The organism is Streptomyces sp. NPDC007157 (assembly GCF_040634235.1).
Classification (GTDB): Bacteria; Actinomycetota; Actinomycetes; order Streptomycetales; family Streptomycetaceae; genus Streptomyces.
Map to the genome: position 1 here is coordinate 46543 of NZ_JBEYFE010000008.1, position 17541 is coordinate 64083.

A 17541-nucleotide genomic window follows, 5' to 3' on the forward strand; every position below is an offset into this window, starting at 1 on the left:
TGCTCGAAGGGGAATTCTGTGCTCGCTGCGTTCTCTGGTCCCTCGGCGCCCGGCGCGTCCGCCAGGCACTCCGGTACGCCCGTGTCCGCGAGAGGCGTGGCCCGCCTCGCCGCCGCGGCACTGGTGTCCGGGCTGGTGGCCGCCGCCGCGCTGACCGGCGCCGGCCGGGCCGCGGCCGACGACGGGACCGGCCAGAGCCAGAGCGGGGCGACCGCGACCATAAGCGGCCTGAAGACCTACGGCGAGGCCGTCGTGCACGGCGACAGCGGCGACGAGCAGGTGGCCGCGGGCCTGTTCGAGATGTCGGTGGACGGCGGCGGCATGCTCCAGACGTACTGCGTCGACCTCCACAACCCCACCCAGCGGGACGCCAAGTACCACGAGACGGCCTGGAGCGGCACCTCGCTGGGCGCCAACAAGAACGCCGGCAGGATCCGCTGGATCCTGCAGAACTCCTACCCGCAGGTCAACGATCTCGCCGCGCTCGCCCGCAAGGCCGGCGCCGGCACCCTCACCGAGCAGGACGCGGCGGCCGGTACCCAGGTGGCGATCTGGCGCTACTCCGACGGTGCGGACGTCGACGCCGTCGACCCGCAGGCCGAGAAGCTCGCCGACTACCTGGAGAAGAGCGCCCGCGGCCAGTCGGAGCCGCAGGCCTCGCTGACCCTGGACCCGCCCGCGGTCTCCGGCCGTCCGGGCGGCCTGCTGGGCCCGGTCAAGGTCCACACCAACGCGCGCACCGTCACCGTGATCCCGCCCGCCGACGCGGCCCTGACCGGCGTACGGATCACCGACAGGACCGGAAAGCCGGTCACCGCGGCGCGGAACGGCAGCGAGCTGTACTTCAAGGTCCCCGACGACGCCACGGACGCGTCCGCCGAACTCACCGTCCAGACGTCGACCACCGTCCCGGTCGGCCGCGCCTTCACCTCCGAGAGCCGCAGCCAGACGCAGATCCTGGCCGGCTCCAGCGAGTCCACGGTCACCGCGACGGCGAACGCGACCTGGGCCGAGCAGGGCGCGATACCGGCACTGTCGGCCGAGAAGAACTGCGCCGCGGGCGGCGTGGACATCACCGCGGCCAACACCGGCGACCAGCCGTTCACCTTCGAGCTGATGGGCACCGAGCACACCATCCCCGCGAACACCTCGCGGACGGTGACCATCCCGCTCCAGGAGGACCAGGTCTACGACTTCACGATCACCGGCGCCAACAGCCTCGAACGGCGCTTCACCGGCGTCTTCGACTGCAGGACCCAGGCCGTCGAGAGCGGGCTCACCACCCAGACCCTCAGCGAGCCCAGCCCCGCGTCGGTCGGCGGCACCGCCTCCGACGTCAACCTCGCCGCCACCGGCGGCGACTCGGCGACCGGCGTGATCACGGGCGTCGCCATCGGCCTGGTGGTGATCGGCGGTGCGGTCCTGGTGGTCCTCCGTCGTCGCGAGAACCCGACGGGCGACTGACCCCCGCCGAAAGGCCCCGCGGGGCAGTATGGCTCCATGACCAAGTCGCCCCGCAGCACCCCGTCCGACTCGGTCCTGTCCCTGTGGTCGCAGGACTCGGTCCTGTCGATCGGCTCGGTGGGATCCGTACTGTCCATCGGATCGGTCGGCTCGGCCCTGTCCGTCGGCTCGATCGGCAGCGCCCTCTCGGTCGGCTCGATCGGCTCGGCGCTGTCCCTGGTCTCAGCAGGCTCATGGCTGAGCACAGGATCCCTCCTGTCGGCCCAGTCCCGCTGGTCGGTCCTCTCCTGGCGCTCCTCCCACGCCCTGCGCGCGGCCGGAGTCGTGGGCGCGGCGGCAGTGACCACCCTCCTGCTCCACCGAACACTCCAGAAGCCTTCCACCGGCCTTAACTGACCCCACCCCATGGGATGCGGGCCACGGCACCACCTGACACCGTTCACGCGACCCACGGCCGGGGCTGCTCCCCGAGTCGTCCTCCGCGCGGTCGAACGTCCGGGCCGAAGGCACGGCAGGCACCGCACCCCACCAGCATGGTCACTCTCCGCATTCCGAGATTACTCTGTGTATGGTCTTCTCATGGCCGCTCCCAGTGCCGTCCGCCGCCTCCTGCTCGCCACCGGCTTTCTGGTGCTTGTGCAGGCGGGGGTCGGCCTGGTCATCAACCTCTACGGCCTCTTTCCGATTCGCCCTCGGGACTCTCGGGCGGGGGCCGATCGCATCAGGGCCTACGAGAGCTTCGCCTGGGCGGTCGGACACGGCACCCTCGCCCTCGCCGTACACACAGTGCTCGGCCTCACGCTCGTCCTGCTGTCGATCGTCGCGGCGACGCGCGCCGTGCTGCTCCGTCAGCGCGCGGTCGCGTTCTGGACCGTGCTCGGGGCGCTCCTGGTCATCGGTGCCGCCGCTTTCGGTGGGAGCTTTCTCGCCAACGACAAGACCCTCTACTCACTGCTGATGGCACTGTTCGCGCTGAGCGCCGAGCTGTGCTTCCACCTCGCCGTCGACCTTCTGCCTTCCGGGCGGCACGAAGCTGTGGCCACCCTCCGTTGAGGCACGCCGCGCGATCGGCGACGCCTCGCACCAGGGCCGTCCGGTGCCATGGCCTGGACCAGGTACTCGCGTGCGGCACCCGATCGGAGTGGGGCCGAATCACCGTGCTGCAGGGGCGTGAATCACACCAACACGCGCCCGATCGCGGAGATGGCTTCCTGCGTGCCGACCGCCAGGCGCTCTGTCGAGTGATCACTCCTGGGCCGTCCCTGAGCCGTCCGAGGCTCCCCGAGGTCATTCAACAACCACCGGCAGTGACAGACAGGCCACCGTGACCAGCACCGAAACCCCAGGTCACAGCCCCCGCACCAAACGGGTTAACACCCGAGGCTGGACGTCAGGCAAGATGGGGTGTGTCTGGCGGCCCGAGAGCATAAAGGGCCCCTGACCAGCGGCGGAGCCGCAAGACAGGGGCCGGTTTGGGGCCGTGGGCCGGTTGGGGGCCGGTAGCGGTCTGTCAGGCTGCTTCTGGGAGCTCCGACGGGTGGATGCGCTGGAACACCGACGACACAGCCGCGCGCGCCTTCTCCTCGCTGCTTGGCAGGAGATGGGTATAGATCTTGAGCGTGAAACCTGGGTCGGAATGCCCCAGGTAGACGCTCAGAGCCTTGATGCTACTCCCGGCCTCCAGGACCACCGAGGCGTAGAAGTGCCGTAGCGCGTGCATCCCGTCATCCGGGGCGGCGGCATAGCGCCGTTGGCCCGGCACCCTGGGAGGGATGACACCCGCGTGGGCGAGAGCGGGCTTCCATACGAAGTCGTCAAAGTGGCTCCGCCAAATTGCCTTGCCTACACCGCTGGTGAACACCAACTTCAACGTCATCGACGGCCCGTCCGGTGTCTTCCAAGGCAGCGTGACAGGCACCGGCGGGAACAGCGCCATGTGTTCCCGCAAGCCTGCCCCCACAACGGGACTGAGGGGCGCATCCCGGAGCTTGCCGCGTTTAGGCGGGGCGAACACCAGGGCCCCGCCTACGCGCTTGATCTGTTGGCGGACATGCAGCCACCCCGTGGCGAAGTCGACGTTGTCCTCAGCAAGCCCGAACACCTCCCCCTGACGCAGCCCGCAGCCCCCGCCGGCATCCACAGTGGCCGCGTAACGCGGGGGCAGTCCCGCGCGAACGGCCACAACGCGCCCTTCGGGCCACGGCACGATCAGCCGGTCTTCCGGCACCGGTGCCTTGACCGACTGCGCGTGACAAGGGTTCGCTTTCAGCACCTTGTCGTCCACCGCAGCGTTGAACAACGCCGAAACCGAGTCGTAGATGGCGCGCCGGTACGTGCCGTTCGGTACGGCCAGTTGCAGCTTGTTCAGCCACGTACGTACGTGCTCGGGCTTGAACGAACCCATCGGACGCGTACGCAGGTAGGGGATCGCATGGAGCCGAATTCGTCGGCACACGACCTCTTGGCTGACTTGGTCTCCAGTCAGCCCGCCAAGGTATTTTTCGGCGTACTCCCCGAAGGTGATCTGACCGGCCTTCGGGTCGACGTAGTTCCCCGCGTCCATGTCGGCTTCAATGCGGGTTAGCCACTTGTCGGCCCGGCCCTTCTGCCGGTCCGGGAAGCTCTCGGACTTCTCGGTGCCGTCGGGGCCGAAGTAGCGGGCCCGGTAGCGCAAACCGATGCCGTGCCGGTCGGTCTTGACGCGGACGGTCTTGCCTTCCGGGGTCTTCTCTTCCTTGAACCAACGGTCTTGAACGTAGCCAGCCATGCGGCTGACTCCTCTCTCGGTAGCAGGGCGCCGCGGGCTGGTCGGGTCCCGTCGGGCCGGTTTCGGGGTGTGCTGGGCCAGGCCTGCTACTCGCTACAGGCCTGATCACTTGGGGTTTGGGGTGCTAGCGGGGTTGCTACCGGTAGCGGGTGCGGGTGCTACCGGTAGCAGGGCTGGGCCGGGGTTCAGGGAGGCTGAGACAGGGGGTCTCGGGTGCCTTCCTGAGGGGGTTTTCGGGGTGCCGGGGGTGCGCCTCCCTGCCTCCCTGAGAGGCCATCTGCGCTGATCAGGTGGAGGGAGTTGGGTTAGGGAGGGGGTCAGGGAGTTCTCCCTCCCTCCCTTGGCCGGCGGGCCGTGCCTCCCTGTCTCGCGTCGTGTCCGCCGGGGCGCGGCGGGGAGGTGGAGGCAGGGGCCGCGCGAGGCTCTGTGAGGGGGTGTTCGGGGCGGCTGCGGCGGTGCCTCCCCGCCTCCCCGAACGGGTCTTTGCGCTGATCAGTGCGGGGGATGCGGGCCGGGGAGGCAGTTGGGGAGTTCTCCCCGCCTCCCCAGCGGGGCCGGTGCTGCCTCCCCCGTCCGTCCGGGCCGGTTTCGGGGGTGTCGGCGGACGGGCCGCTAGACGTTAGATCGCAGGCCAGGGGCGGAATAGGCCGCTAGTGGGGCTGCTAGACCTAGCAGGGGCGAGTGCTAGGTCTAGCAGCAGTTCACGCGGCGTCTTCGAGGGCAGTCCGGTCTGTCTCCCATGCCTGTACGGCGGCCGGGTTGAAGCGGAGGTATCGGCCGACGCGGAAGCCAGGCGGGCCGATGCGTTTGCGGCGCCAGGCGTAGACGGTTTCGACGCTCGGAAGGCTGAACATGGTGACCAGGTCTTCGGGGGTCAGGTAGCGGTCCGGGAGACCGCCGCGCAGGAGGGCGCGCGGGTCGGTCGGCTCTTCGGTGGCCATGCGGTTGATGACTCCTCGTGTCCGTGGGGGCGGTGCGGGGGAGTGGTGCCGGTCGCCGTTCTAGAGAGTTGGTGTATTTCAGCGTCCGCAGCGTCCTAGCGTCCGCAACGGCGGATTGGCGCAGGTCAGTCGGGGTGAGGGTTGCGGACGCTAGTGCGGACACTGCGGACGCTGGACGGCTGTAGCGTCCGCAGGTTCGACGTGTCCGGGCCGCTTGTGCGCGGCCCGGCCCGGATGGTCTTCCGGCTACGTCATCCCTGTTCAGGCCAGGTATCACGCTCCCGTGGTGGGCCGATCTCTCGCCAGAGAGAGGCCTGTTCGGGTGCGGACGCTGACTCCTCTTCGGTGGGTGCGCGGGAGAGCGTGAGGAGTCGGTGTCGCTCCCGGTCCCGGCTACGCTGCGTGTCGTCCACGGTGATCCCGATGGACCGCAGCAGCGGGGCGAGCCTCTTGACGCGCCCGCTCGCGCGGGTGGCGTCCACGGGCCAGTTCTTCGGCCTCACCAACGGCACGGCCAGCACTTCGAGCAACTGTCCAGCCGTGCCCTGCCAGGTACCCACCTGGTCGACCAGGTGGGCGATGGCCAGGGCGAACGGGTCACCCTCCATCGCGTCAATGGCGACATTCGCCGACGTGGCCAGGTAGTCGCCCAAGGTGTTCCAGCCCTGCGTCTGATCGACGGCCGCCAGCACGCGGGCGAAGTCAGCCATGCGCGGCATCGACTCCAGCCGAACCGAGGGCAGCACGGCGAGCGCGCACGCCAGCACGTCGAACAGGGCCCCCAGCACGGCAGGGCGCACCAGATCGAACGTGGCGTCCAACTCCTCTTCGGACCGGCGCCGGGTCGCGTCGATGAGCTGCAAGTCGAGCATGAGGACGCGTTCGGCCAGGTCCCCCGCGAGCGCCCCGGCGTCGATCGTGGTCATGGCGAGCACCCGCTTGAAGGTGAGCACCACCACGTCGTCGTCGGTGTACAGGGCACGGTCGACCACGCCGTCACCGGTCACGGCCTTGCACAGGGTGTCCGACAGCCATGGCGGGATGGTGGAGATGTTGTCCAGGCACAGCGCCCATGAGCTGAACGCCTGCCGCGACCACGCCTTTTCGTCCCGTGGCTGACTGCGCTTGGCGGCCGGGGACGGGTCGATCAGGTTGATGAACATTTGCGCGGCCTTGGACTTGCCCGTGCCCTGCTCGCCCTTGCAGACCAGCGCCGGGTGCGGGATATCCGGGATCCACGCTGCGATGAGCCAGGCAACGAGCTGATGGAACGCGGACTCATCCATGTTCAGCAGCGCGTGCAGCTTGGCCAGGCCGTCACCGTCCAACACGGGTTCGGGCATGGGGGCCATCGCGCCGGAGCGGCGGAAGAGCACCGGGGCCCGGTCGACCACCTGCCAGCCGATCCCGGAGACCACGACCGCGCGGCCGTCGGCACTGCCGAGGTCGACCACGATCGCGCCGGACGGATCGCGGCCCACCCGCAGGTTCACGGTCACTGGGTCGTCGTCTTCGGCGATGCCTTCCAGGACCGTCATGGCGTCGGCGAGCGCGGACTGTGAGGCGACTTCCCCGGGGTGGGCGTCGGCGAACTGGCGGGCGAGACGCTGCCGTAGCCCTGCCTTGCCCCGTAGCGGGAGCCCGATGTTGGGGCCGTTGAGAGCGACCGCGTAGGGGCGGCCGTCGGTGGACATGACGAACCGGTAGTCCGCACGCGCCATGGCCACGATTCGCGCGGCGGCCGGCGGCGGCTTCCCGTCGTCCCCCACGCCCGCGGCCGACCCGCGCCGGGTGTTCACGGCCTTGCCCGGGGCGTTCACGGGGTTGCTTGTCTCGTTCAGAGGGCCGTTCATCGGGCTCACGGGTCGGGTCGACCCGTTCACGCGCGGGGCCGATCCGTTCACGCTGCCATTCACAGCGTTCACGCGAACACCGCCTCTCCAGTCGGGGGCGCGCACGTCCGCACAGGTCGGGGTGCGCGCAGGCAGTCGGGTCGGATCGACGCACGGCGCACGACCGCACGGCAGACCGGTCGGGCCGACCGCAGCGGGCCGTGACGCAGGGCGTGACCCGACTCGTCACGCAGGTCAGGGGTCGATCGACGGTCGATCGAGTCGGGCGCCCACACCGCCTCAAAGGTCGACCGGTTGGCGTGGGCGAGTCGGGCCAGCAGGAGCCAGACGGCCGGGTCGACGGTCGGCTGAGTCGGGTCGGCCCACCGCAGCAGGCACAGCGCGAGCGAGAGCGGGAACCGGTCAGCCTTGGCCCGGTTGCAGTCGCGGCACGCCAGCATCAGCGAGGTGACCGACCACGTCCACCACAGCGACTTGGGCGCGATGTGATCGAGGGTGGCTAGACTCAGGTCCGGGAACGGACGGCGGCAGTAGGCGCAGTGCTGCCCGTGGCGGCGCGCGAGCTGTTCCTTGCGCACGCGCCGCTTGGCGGAGTTGATCGGGTGAACGCCCATGCTCACCACTCCGTCCGGGCCGACCGCAGCCACAGGCCATCCGGCGCGGCGGGCGGGGTCAGGCCGACCAGGTAGCCCCCAGCGTCCGGACGCACGATCAGGGGCGCGGGCTGGCTGCGGTCCCATCGCACCAGGTCGAACGCGAACCGGCGGCGGTGATAGTCCGGCAGAGCTTGCTTGTACAGCCACTCCCGGTCCCGGTCGCGGTCGGCGGTCCGGCCGAACTCGCCGGACATGACGGCACCGAGACGGATCAGGGTCTCGGTTGGCACGGCCGTCACACCCTCGTGGATGGCACGGGCCACCAGCAGCTTGCGGCGCGGGAGCTCCCGGAACTGCGCCATGCGGTACCGGTCCAGGCTCGACAGGTAGATGGCCACACCGACTTCCCCGGCCGTCATCGGGCGGGAGCGGGCCCCCTCGTACCAGAACGACAGGGCGAGCCGGTAGGCGAACCGGCGGCAGTCGGCTACCTCGGAGAACTCCCCGGCAGGCAGGTCTTCGAACGTGGGCGTGATGCCCGCGATCCCGGCCGGACCGAGCGTGCGCACGGCGCCATTGAGCGCGTCGTAGAGGGTGTCGGTGTCGGGTACCGGCACGGCCAGTTCGTCGGCGCTCGTCTCGAACAGCGCGGCGGCAGCCTCCGTGACCGTCAGTTCCAGCCCCATGATCGGGATGGTGGGGAAGTCTTCCCCGGCGGGGCGCCGGTCCATCTCCGTGAGGGAGAAGACCGGCGCCGCACTTGGAGCGACCTGCGCGTACAGCGCGTCCGTCGTGTTCGTCACGCCGCGACCCCGTACACGCGGGTGATCGCGGCGGCCAGAGCGCGGGCCCACTTCACGGTGGCCCGGTCCCCACGGCCGTGCAGGGCCGCCAGGGCGTTGGCCGCGTGCTCCTCGAACATGACCACGTCGGTGGCCAGGATCGCGAAGTTCAGCGCGTCCCGAACGGCCTGGTCGTCGTCCAGCTCCTCGTACACGAGACCGCCCGACTCCATCAGCAGTCCGAGCATGTCGGCGAACGACAGGTGCGCCACGACCGGGACCGCGACCCGAACGAACTCCTCTTCGTCCGGCTCACCGAAGACGTTCACACGACGGCCGGGCAGAGCCGGAAGACCGGACAGGAGAGATGCAGGCATCATGGATGTACCCCTTCGAGGGTCAGGGAGCGGCTATCTGCTTGGCGGTGGAGGCCGCTCCTTGCTTTTCCTGGCGTTGACCAGGGCGTTTTCGCGAGATCCCTGAGTGATTCCGGGAGCCGCTTGCTAACTAGCTTGCACTAGTCTGCTGTGGTGCACAACCCTTACGGAGTGGTGTGCACTAGTTCGCTGTGGTGGGTACGCTCAGGGCATGACTGTCACAGGAGGGCCCAAGCCCAAGGCGATGCAGGTCGCCGACGCGCTGCGTGAGGAAGTCAAGCGGATGAAGCCTGGTGACAAGCTCCCCTCGCAGCGGGAGCTGATCGAGCGCTTCGGGTTCGCCAGCCAGACCGTCCAGAACGGGTTGGCCGCGCTCAGGGCCGAAGGGCTCATTGTGTCGGCCGGCAACCTCGGTAACTTCGTTGGTGATGGGACCGTTCCGCATGACGACGTGCGAGCCGAGATCAATGAAATCCGCTCCCTGATTCAGGAGTTGGCTGAACGGGTGGAAGCGCTAGAAAGGCGCCCTCCTGCGAGTGGTGCTTGATCTGCAACCAGCATGCGGCGAACCGAGTGCGACCGGTAAGTGACACTGAGGGGGCAGACGTGAGAGCTGGGGACATGTCCACTGTCCCTTTGCTGTCCCCTTCCCTGTCCCCGGGGGCGAAGCGCGAGACTCGGCAGGTAGCCACTCGGAGGAGGAGCGTATGAGCGACGGCAGGCCTGCATGGGCGCAGCGCATCGCGGCTGAGCGGGCCGCGCGTGACTGGTCTCAGCGAGACGCAGTGAAGGCGCTTCGAGCGCACGCTCAGGAAGAGCTTCCGGCAGATGAAAGCCTGATCCGCCAGTGGAAGCGGTGGGAGTCCGGACAGATCCCCAACGAGTTCTACCGGCCGCTTATCGCGGCGGTCTTCGGCACCGTAACGCACGCCCTCTTCCCCGCGCCGGCGCGCCGCGACGGGGGCAGGGAGATCCTGGCTGTGAGCGGCATGGAAACGCTGGAAATCGTGAGCCGTCTGAACCGGTCCGACGTGGATGCGGCCACGCTTGACGCGCTACGGATCACGACCGATCGCTTGTGCTCGGAGTACCCGTACATGCCGAGCGCACAGCTCCTCATCGAAGGGCGCCAGTGGCTCCGCCGGGTCGTTGAGCTTCACTCGAAGAGCCTCACTCTCGCGCAGCACCGCGAAGTGCTGGCGCTCTCCGGATGGCTCGCCCTCCTTGTTGGGTGCGTCGAGTACGACATGGGCGACCGGCACGCCGCCGAGTCGACGCGACGGGCCGCGCTCTCTTTGGCGACAGAGTCTGAGCATGCCGAAGTCGCTGGTTGGGCTCACGAGATGCGAGCCTGGTTCGCCCTCACGACTGGCGACTATCGAGGGGTCATCGCAGCAGCGCAGGCCGGTACCGAGGTCGCTGCCCACCAGGGCGTAGCCGTACAGCTTGCTGGACAGGAAGCCAAGGCGTGGGCCCGACTCGGGGACCGCCGACGGGTTGAGGTCGCGCTCGATCGGGGCCGTAATCTGCTCGAAGCGATGCCGCACCCCGAGAATCTCGACAACCACTTTGTGGTGGACCCGGCAAAGTTCGACTTCTATGCGATGGACTGCTACCGCCTCGTGGGAGAGGACAAGCTGGCGCGCACTCTCGCTGAGGAAGTTCTGCGCGCGGGCACGGACTTCGACGGCACGGAGCGATCTCCCATGCGTAACGCGGAAGCGCGGGTCACCCTGGGTGTGACGGCTGCGCGGGAGGGCGACCTGGAACAGGCGCTCATCATGGGGGAGCGGGCTCTCGAAGGGGAGCGTCGATCTGTGCCGTCCCTCATCATGACGAGCCGCGAACTCGCGGCGGAGATGAGGCGGAGTTACGCAACGGAGCCTGCCGCTCAGGAATACCTTGCCCACCTACGGGATCTAGGTCAGTCGGCTCCTGGTTTCCTCCCGCAGTGACCTGCTAGAGAAGGCGCCGAAAACCTCTCGTCAACGGCAGCGGAGGCAGCTAAGGTACGGCAATGGCCACCAGTGAGGAGCGGCCCGATACTGCCGCTCTGGATACGCGACTTCAGCCTCTGTTCGACATAGTTGGAGACGTAGCCATTGCCGCAGAGCGATCAGCTGCACAGGTTGCGGACTCCGATAGCTTTCACACTGCTTTTGATGGCCGCGTGCTTCAGCGAGGAATTAAGGGACTTAAAGCAGCCCGATTGCTGATCGGTGAAGGCTATTGGGAGCATGCTGCGGCCGTGACTCGCCAATTGTTTGAGTTGCTTGTGAACATGGAGCACCTGGCTTCCTTCCCCGATCGCGGCACCGCGATTAGTAAGTACAACGCCTTTGGGCTACTCCAGTACTTCCTCTCCGAAGTCAGGCGCATGGACTACGAGAAGGAGCGCGGACGCCCTGAGGGTACTCGGTGGGAGGCATCTGTCAGGGATACCCTGGATAAGCATTATGACGATTTCAAGCTTCCTCCGAAAGCCGACGGCACAACTCGTTGGCGGTCTAGCTGGAGCGGAAAAACGACGCGTGACTTGGCGGAATCTTCGCCAGATTCGATGCGCATACGGCAGTATGTTTTGCTCTTTACGACCTGGTCGGAACAGGCGCATGCCGCCCCAGGCGTTTTTGCGGCTGACCTATTCGTCCAGTACGAAGAAGAGGTGATCGCGGAGGCGTTTGCGGAGATTAAAGAAGAGCTGAATGTTTCCCTGGACTTGATCGCAGGGGTGGCGAAAAGAGAAGCTCAGACTCTATATATGGCAATCATTCATTTCATGCAGCTTTGGCAGCAGCTTCCAAAAGTTTCCGCTCCAAAAAGGGAAGTTGACCTCTGGCTCCGGAATGCAGGTGCGTTCATGGCGCAGCGAGTGTCCGGGCCGAGCCTTCCGATCTAGCTGGGCCGCCCAACTGCCCAAGAAGCATCGGTCAGGAACGGCCCAAAGCCGTGCGCTCTTTGGCAGCTCGCTCCGCTCGCGCGCGGCGACGCTCGGGAGCTCCCGCTCGCCCCGCCCTTGCGGTGAGCCAACGGCGAAGAGACCACCATGGCGCGATGGGTGGTCTCTTCGCCGTTCCAGAGCGGCTAGCGTCCGCAATGCTCTCCCTCCTAAGGGTCCCTCTGACCTGCGGAAAGGCGCTCTTAGTGGCAGAGCGTGCCCGGACGCTGCGGACGCTAGCGGACGCTAAACATTTTGTTTAGCGTCCGCAGGGAAAGTGCAGGTCAGATGGGGTGAGTGGCACCTTGCGGACGCTGCGGACACTGTTTTCCCTCAACTCTCTAGGAGAGGAGGAGGGAAGGCTCTTCAGGAGGAGCGTGGCGCCCGCTCCTGAAGAGCCTCAGTCGGCGCCGTGAACCGGGAGGGGCCTGCAACGCAGCAATCCAGGCGGGACGCCTCTCCGGATTGCTACTCACGCGTACGAACAAGAGGAGCACACGCCGGCCGGGAGTGCTCCTCTTGCTCGTACGCGACCCCTACGTCAGGGTGATGCGCTGCCCGATTTGCGGCGTTTGATGCCGCCGGTTGCGCTCATGGTGCCGGTTGACCCCCATCAACACCCCCTGACCTGCGCGTTGCCCAGCTGCCGCAGTTTCCGAGGGGAGGCCTCTACGCGCACGCGCGCGTAGAGCGGGCGGAAACTGCCGTCTCGCGGGCGTGCCGTGAGGAGCAGGCGGCCGTTCAGGCTCCGGTACCCGCGAGGCAGTACAGGCGCCCTGAGGGGCGTACACAGCCTCTATCCCCGAAGTGGTCGCCGCGTGAGCGGAGCGAGCCGCCAGGAAGCGTGCGGCCGTAGACCACTCCTTCCATCGGCCGCCGCAGCCGGGGCGCGGTCGGTTCCACGTGGTCAGCCCTAGACCGGCCCGTGTCCCGTGGCGTGTCCCCGACGCCGGCCTGCGTGTCCTCGGTTGACACCGGGGGCCGTTCCAATCGACGTGTGCCAGCATCAGCGAGGTGACCGACCACGACCGCCACAGGGAGTAGGGACGGCTTTTCAGGCGGGGCGGGGGCGGGATGGCCAGCCCTTGAAAAGCCGTGTGGCAATCCAGGGGGCGGGGCCGACGGGGGCTTGCCGTATCTGCCGCCTCCCCCTGGAAGGCCCGCGCCCACCTTGCCGATGCCGCCCCCTGGATTGCCGTCCTGCCAAGGGGCGCTCGCGGACGGCGGCCCGGGCGGAACGACCGGCCCCCGCTTTTCGCTCAGTGGAGAGTCGAGACAGGGGCAGTGAGCGGCGCCTGTGCCCTGGCCGGCTAAAGGCACGCCTCGACGAACTCGGTGAAACGGCCGGTGTCTGCGTAGTAGTTCGGGTACGCGTCGCGCAGCTGGCTGATCCGGGCGATGTTGATGAGCACCGCGTCCAGGTCCTCGTCGTCCATTGCCTCCAACTCGGTGATCCGGGCCTCTGCGGCGGCCAGCGTCTCGTGTACCGTCACTGTGAGCTGTCCCTTGGTCCGCCAGAGCTCAAGGGTCAGGGTGTTCCGGCGGTCCGTCTTGGCGTGCTCGCCCACGATCGCCGCGTAGCCCCGTAGCCGCTCCAGAACGCCGACGTTCGCCTCCAGGCGCGCCAACTCGGCCGCCAACTCCTCCCGCGTCCCCTCGGCGCCGGGTACCGCGATGGTGCCTTCCTTGTGCGCCATGAGCGACCCGACCAGGGCGAAGAACCTGAGCACATCCGCGTCGCCCTTCCCGTACTTCAGCTCGCTGCCCGAGAACAAATCCATGGTCTCGACGGCGGTCGCCCAGGCGTGCTGGAGCAGCGTGCGCACCTGCAGCTCGATCCGCAGGCCGGTGTATTCCTTTTTCGAGGCTCCGTACTCGTACACCAGGTGAACACCCCGGTAGCCAGAGTCGCGTGGCCCCGGGTCATCACGTAGGTAGTCGTAGACCTTCTTGACGCGGTTCTGGCTCCGTGGCAAGTCCACCAGGACGCTGACCAACGCGTCCACCTCGGCGACGGTGTCGAAGACCACCCGGCAGCCCCCCAAGTCCTGCATGGTGGTCACGCTCATCGTGGGGTGGCGCTTCAGCTTGTCCAGGATCGTGGGCAGGCGCTTCCGGCGCTCGGCCACGACGGCGTTCGGGTTCACTGCGAGCGCTCGCTGCCGCACGGTCACGGTCACCGCGTTCAGAGGAAATGCGTGGGCGAGACGGTAGTTGCTCAGTACGTCCCGCGCCTCCTGGATCTCCTCGGGCGTGCCCGTCCCCTTACCGATCGTCCGGCTCGCGCGTTGGACGCGCTTGTTCGAGTTCTCGGGGACCACCCACTTCTTCATGGTCGCGACCGTACAGGGCCGCGCCGACGAACCGCCTGCGGTTATTGCCGCGGTCGGTGCGGCCGTGTACGGAGATCGAGGAGACCGTCCAGCGGCGGCCGGTGGCCGTTGCCGGCGCCAAGGCGGCTGATGCTGCCGGGCGGCGCTACTGGGTAGTGGGGGTGCGCCCCACTACCCAGTAGAGCGGTCCTTCTTGTTCTTCCGCGACAGGGAGCGCACTCGGGAGCCTCACGGCTGGGCGCGCTTGTCGCTTGTCTTGTCGCTTGTCGCATCCCAGGTCAGAGCCGGTTTCGCAGATCTGCGGACCGGTGTAGTTCGTGTTCTATCCGGCGACAAGACAAGCGACAAGCCGCATGGCGCTGGCGCGCGGATGCAGGCCGCTCCTTCTGGCTGTGCCCATGCGACGTGCCGAAGGCCGGACGGCACTGAAGATGGATCGACCCCCGGGCCGGACCTCACTGGGACCGCACGACGGACACGGGACGGGGATCCGTGTCCCAGGAACAGGCAGGTCAGCAAGCGGATCGCTGGGCCGGTCGTGGGCCGGTAAACGATGACCAACGAGGACCAGAGACGACGGATGACGACGGGTACCGAGAGAGCCCTGAACGCTCCGCCGCAGGTCAGGGGCTTCGACCATACGGGTTTCCGTCTAGGGGTAGCAGTACGGCAAGATGGGGTGTATCTGCCCACTGCCAGATTCAAGCTGCCGGACGGTTTCTCTTGGCTGAGTTCATTTACACCATGCGCAAGGCGCGCAAAGCGCACGGCGACAAGGTGATCCTCGACGACGTCACCCTGAGCTTCCTGCCGGGGGCGAAGATCGGCGTCGTCGGTCCGAACGGCGCCGGTAAGTCGACCGTGCTGAAGATCATGGCGGGTCTGGAGCAGCCGTCCAACGGCGACGCCTTCATCTCGCCCGGTTACAGCGTCGGCATCCTGATGCAGGAGCCCACGCTCACCGAGGACAAGACCGTCCTGGAGAACGTGCAGGAGGGTGTCGCCGAGATCAAGGGCAAGCTCGACCGGTTCAACGAGATCGCCGAGCTGATGGCGACCGACTACTCGGACGCGCTGCTCGACGAGATGGGCAAGCTCCAGGAGGAGCTGGACCACGCCAACGCCTGGGACCTCGACGCCCAGCTGGAGCAGGCCATGGACGCGCTCGGGTGCCCGCCCGGCGACTGGCCCGTCACCACCCTCTCCGGTGGTGAGCGGCGCCGCGTGGCGCTGTGCAAGCTGCTGCTGGAGGCCCCCGACCTGCTGCTCCTCGACGAGCCCACCAACCACCTCGACGCCGAGTCGGTGAACTGGCTGGAGCAGCACCTCGCCAAGTACGCGGGGACCGTGGTCGCGATCACCCACGACCGGTACTTCCTGGACAACGTCGCCGAGTGGATTCTCGAGCTGGACCGCGGCCGCGCCTACCCCTACGAGGGCAACTACTCCACCTACCTGGAGACCAAGGCGACCCGTCTCAAGGTCGAGGGCCAGAAGGACGCCAAGCGGCAGAAGCGCCTCAAGGAGGAGCTGGAGTGGGTGCGCTCCAACGCCAAGGGGCGGCAGGCCAAGTCCAAGGCCCGTCTCGCGCGGTACGAGGAGATGGCGGCCGAGGCCGACAAGATGCGGAAGCTGGACTTCGAGGAGATCCAGATCCCGCCGGGCCCGCGTCTGGGCAGCGTGGTCGTGGAGGTCGACAAGCTCAACAAGGCCTTCGGTGAGAAGGTCCTGGTCGACGGGCTGAGCTTCACCCTGCCGCGCAACGGCATCGTCGGCGTGATCGGCCCGAACGGCGCCGGCAAGACCACGCTCTTCAAGATGATCCAGGGCCTGGAGACGCCGGACGCCGGTGACATCAAGGTCGGCGAGACCGTCAAGATCTCCTACGTCGACCAGAGCCGCGCCAACCTCGACCCGAAGAAGACGCTGTGGGAGGTCGTGTCCGACGGCCTCGACTACATCAACGTCGGCCAGGTCGAGATGCCCAGCCGGGCCTATGTGTCCGCGTTCGGCTTCAAGGGCCCGGACCAGCAGAAGCCGACCGCAGTCCTCTCCGGCGGTGAGCGCAACCGTCTCAACCTCGCGCTCACCCTGAAGCAGGGCGGCAACCTGCTGCTCCTCGACGAGCCGACCAACGACCTCGACGTGGAGACCCTCAGCAGCCTGGAGAACGCCCTGCTGGAGTTCCCCGGGTGCGCCGTGGTCGTCTCCCACGACCGCTGGTTCCTGGACCGGGTCGCCACCCACATCCTCGCCTACGAGGGCGAGTCCAAGTGGTTCTGGTTCGAGGGCAACTTCGAGTCGTACGAGAAGAACAAGATCGAGCGGCTCGGGCCGGACGCCGCGCGTCCGCACCGCGCCACCTACAAGAAGCTGACCCGGGGCTGATCACTTGCGTCATCACTACCGCTGCCCCCTGCGTTGGTCCGACATGGACGCCTACGGCCATGTCAACAACGCGGTCTTCATTCGCTACCTGGAGGAAGCCCGCATCGACTTCCTGTTCCGGCCGGAAAAGGATTTCAAGCAGGGGTCGGTGGTGGCCCGCCACGAGATCGACTACAAACGGCAGCTCGTCCACCGGCACCACCCGGTCGACATCGAGCTGTGGATCACCGAGATCCGGGCCGCCTCCTTCACCATCACCTACGAGGTGAAGGACGACGACCTGATCTACGTACGGGCCTCCACGATGGTCGTGCCCTTCGACTTCGAGACGGGCCGGCCGCGCCGGATCACCGCCGACGAGCGGGACTTCCTCGAGGAGTACCGGGACGACAAGGAGGAGGCCGTCGCCGCATGACGGTGCTCCACCTCGCCGACGACGGGGAGGCGGCGGATCTCGCGGCCTTCCTCTCCCGGCTGCTCCACTACGACCGTTCCGCCGCGGTACGCCTCCAGGCGGTCGGCACCGCGCTGGCCGTCTTCGGGCGGCCGCCGTCCTTCGAGGTACTGGCGATCCGCGCGGTGCGGCTCGCCAAGCCGTACGAGCGGGGTCTCGACGTCACGCTCGATGTGACCGTCTCCGCGGGGGAGTTGCTGGAGTCGGTGGACGAGCGGGCCGCCACGGCCGGAGTGCCGGGGGCGGTCACCGGGCCGCCGTGGGCGGGCGTCCTGCCGCCACGCGGTGGCTGGCTGCCCGAGCCCGGACTGCCCGCGCCGCGGGCGCTGCAGGCCACGGTGGCGGCCGCGGTGGATGAATTCCGCTCCCGTACGGCGGAGCTGGCGCCGGAGGGCCGTACCCGGGCCGAACTCGACCGGATCGGGCGGGACATCTGGTCCCGGACCGTGAGCGGCACCCGCCTTCCGGTACGGGCCGTGCACGCGGCCCAGTCGCTGCGCTTCCTGCGCCCGGCCGACGAGGCCGTGCTGCTCTCCGCGGGGGCGTGGCTGCGGCTGCGCACGCCGTTCGGGTCGATCGCCGTACGGCAGGCGGGACTCGGAGCGCTGGACGTCAGCGTCCGCTGAGCCGGCGCCCGCGGTCGGCCGG

16 protein-coding genes are annotated in these 17541 nt (G+C 68.0%); 9 read left to right on the forward strand and 7 right to left on the reverse strand.

Annotated features, from left to right (window positions below):
- Window positions 1-81: 81 nt before the first annotated feature.
- From ABZ642_RS16730 to ABZ642_RS16740, 3 genes are all read left to right on the forward strand, one after another.
- On the forward strand, window positions 82-1464 hold the full coding sequence (locus tag ABZ642_RS16730; protein ID WP_360483646.1) for a Cys-Gln thioester bond-forming surface protein: 1383 nt from the start codon (window positions 82-84) through the stop codon (window positions 1462-1464).
- A gap of 36 nt (window positions 1465-1500) precedes the next feature.
- Window positions 1501-1860, forward strand: coding sequence for a hypothetical protein (locus ABZ642_RS16735; protein ID WP_360483649.1), 360 nt, complete (start codon window positions 1501-1503; stop codon window positions 1858-1860).
- A gap of 183 nt (window positions 1861-2043) precedes the next feature.
- The gene (locus tag ABZ642_RS16740; protein WP_360483652.1) at window positions 2044-2517 is read left to right on the forward strand and encodes a hypothetical protein; all 474 of its coding nucleotides are present in this window, start codon (window positions 2044-2046) and stop codon (window positions 2515-2517) included.
- Between the two features lie 457 nt (window positions 2518-2974).
- Here the strand turns inward: ABZ642_RS16740 and ABZ642_RS16745 are convergent, their stop codons facing one another.
- The 6 genes from ABZ642_RS16745 to ABZ642_RS16770 all read right to left on the reverse strand — a co-directional run bounded on the left by ABZ642_RS16745 (window position 2975) and on the right by ABZ642_RS16770 (window position 8783).
- Window positions 2975-4231 carry a tyrosine-type recombinase/integrase gene (locus ABZ642_RS16745; RefSeq protein ID WP_360483654.1) on the reverse strand — a complete coding sequence of 419 codons (1257 nt, stop codon included), beginning with the start codon at window positions 4229-4231 and terminating at the stop codon, window positions 2975-2977.
- 701 nt (window positions 4232-4932) lie between these two features.
- Window positions 4933-5172, reverse strand: coding sequence for a helix-turn-helix domain-containing protein (locus ABZ642_RS16750; protein ID WP_360483657.1), 240 nt, complete (start codon window positions 5170-5172; stop codon window positions 4933-4935).
- Window positions 5173-5423: 251 nt separating this feature from the next.
- The gene (locus ABZ642_RS16755) at window positions 5424-7130 is read right to left on the reverse strand and encodes an ATP-binding protein (RefSeq protein ID WP_360483660.1); all 1707 of its coding nucleotides are present in this window, start codon (window positions 7128-7130) and stop codon (window positions 5424-5426) included.
- On the reverse strand, window positions 7094-7639 hold the full coding sequence (locus ABZ642_RS16760) for an HNH endonuclease (protein ID WP_360483663.1): 546 nt from the start codon (window positions 7637-7639) through the stop codon (window positions 7094-7096). The genes ABZ642_RS16755 and ABZ642_RS16760 overlap by 37 nt, the downstream gene beginning before the upstream one ends.
- Window positions 7640-7641: 2 nt before the next feature.
- The gene (locus tag ABZ642_RS16765; protein WP_360483665.1) at window positions 7642-8424 is read right to left on the reverse strand and encodes a hypothetical protein; all 783 of its coding nucleotides are present in this window, start codon (window positions 8422-8424) and stop codon (window positions 7642-7644) included.
- Window positions 8421-8783 (reverse strand): hypothetical protein, encoded by a 363-nt coding sequence (locus ABZ642_RS16770; RefSeq protein ID WP_360483668.1) that lies wholly within the window; start codon window positions 8781-8783, stop codon window positions 8421-8423. The genes ABZ642_RS16765 and ABZ642_RS16770 overlap by 4 nt, the downstream gene beginning before the upstream one ends.
- A 208-nt stretch (window positions 8784-8991) precedes the next feature.
- Between ABZ642_RS16770 and ABZ642_RS16775 the strand changes: the two genes are divergently transcribed.
- From ABZ642_RS16775 to ABZ642_RS16785, 3 genes are all read left to right on the forward strand, one after another.
- On the forward strand, window positions 8992-9327 hold the full coding sequence (locus ABZ642_RS16775) for a winged helix-turn-helix domain-containing protein (protein ID WP_360483671.1): 336 nt from the start codon (window positions 8992-8994) through the stop codon (window positions 9325-9327).
- 160 nt (window positions 9328-9487) lie between these two features.
- Window positions 9488-10735 (forward strand): XRE family transcriptional regulator, encoded by a 1248-nt coding sequence (locus ABZ642_RS16780; protein ID WP_360483674.1) that lies wholly within the window; start codon window positions 9488-9490, stop codon window positions 10733-10735.
- A gap of 62 nt (window positions 10736-10797) precedes the next feature.
- Window positions 10798-11679: a DUF5677 domain-containing protein gene (locus ABZ642_RS16785; protein ID WP_360483677.1), complete on the forward strand. Its 882-nt coding sequence runs from the start codon at window positions 10798-10800 to the stop codon at window positions 11677-11679.
- A 1349-nt stretch (window positions 11680-13028) separates the two neighbouring features.
- Here ABZ642_RS16785 and ABZ642_RS16790 read toward each other — a convergent pair.
- A complete protein-coding gene (locus ABZ642_RS16790) occupies window positions 13029-14051 on the reverse strand; it encodes a RelA/SpoT domain-containing protein (RefSeq protein ID WP_360483679.1) in 1023 nt (340 codons plus the stop codon).
- A gap of 723 nt (window positions 14052-14774) precedes the next feature.
- On the opposite strand from ABZ642_RS16790, the gene ettA reads away from it, so the two are divergent.
- From ettA to ABZ642_RS16805, 3 genes are read left to right on the forward strand one after another with little or no spacing between them, the layout of a single operon-like run.
- Entirely contained in the window at window positions 14775-16439 is a 1665-nt protein-coding gene (ettA, locus tag ABZ642_RS16795) for an energy-dependent translational throttle protein EttA (RefSeq protein ID WP_360483682.1), read from the forward strand.
- Window positions 16440-16443: 4 nt separating this feature from the next.
- Window positions 16444-16854 (forward strand): thioesterase family protein, encoded by a 411-nt coding sequence (locus ABZ642_RS16800; RefSeq protein WP_360483685.1) that lies wholly within the window; start codon window positions 16444-16446, stop codon window positions 16852-16854.
- Window positions 16851-17519 carry a hypothetical protein gene (locus ABZ642_RS16805; RefSeq protein ID WP_360483688.1) on the forward strand — a complete coding sequence of 223 codons (669 nt, stop codon included), beginning with the start codon at window positions 16851-16853 and terminating at the stop codon, window positions 17517-17519. Before ABZ642_RS16800 ends, ABZ642_RS16805 begins: the two co-directional genes overlap by 4 nt.
- The last annotated feature ends 22 nt before the right edge of the window (window positions 17520-17541 follow it).

Bases quoted from the DNA above. Each gene is read 5' to 3' on its own strand.
- ABZ642_RS16750 (WP_360483657.1), bottom strand. From the start codon at position 5,172: ATGGCCACCGAAGAGCCGACCGACCCGCGCGCCCTCCTGCGCGGCGGT.
- ABZ642_RS16740 (WP_360483652.1), top strand. From the start codon at position 2,044: ATGGCCGCTCCCAGTGCCGTCCGCCGCCTCCTGCTCGCCACCGGCTTT.
- ABZ642_RS16770 (WP_360483668.1), bottom strand. From the start codon at position 8,783: ATGATGCCTGCATCTCTCCTGTCCGGTCTTCCGGCTCTGCCCGGCCGT.
- ABZ642_RS16805 (WP_360483688.1), top strand. From the start codon at position 16,851: ATGACGGTGCTCCACCTCGCCGACGACGGGGAGGCGGCGGATCTCGCG.
- ABZ642_RS16785 (WP_360483677.1), top strand. From the start codon at position 10,798: ATGGCCACCAGTGAGGAGCGGCCCGATACTGCCGCTCTGGATACGCGA.
- ABZ642_RS16745 (WP_360483654.1), bottom strand. From the start codon at position 4,231: ATGGCTGGCTACGTTCAAGACCGTTGGTTCAAGGAAGAGAAGACCCCG.
- ABZ642_RS16780 (WP_360483674.1), top strand. From the start codon at position 9,488: ATGAGCGACGGCAGGCCTGCATGGGCGCAGCGCATCGCGGCTGAGCGG.
- ABZ642_RS16790 (WP_360483679.1), bottom strand. From the start codon at position 14,051: ATGAAGAAGTGGGTGGTCCCCGAGAACTCGAACAAGCGCGTCCAACGC.
- ABZ642_RS16775 (WP_360483671.1), top strand. From the start codon at position 8,992: ATGACTGTCACAGGAGGGCCCAAGCCCAAGGCGATGCAGGTCGCCGAC.
- ABZ642_RS16760 (WP_360483663.1), bottom strand. From the start codon at position 7,639: ATGGGCGTTCACCCGATCAACTCCGCCAAGCGGCGCGTGCGCAAGGAA.
- ABZ642_RS16735 (WP_360483649.1), top strand. From the start codon at position 1,501: ATGACCAAGTCGCCCCGCAGCACCCCGTCCGACTCGGTCCTGTCCCTG.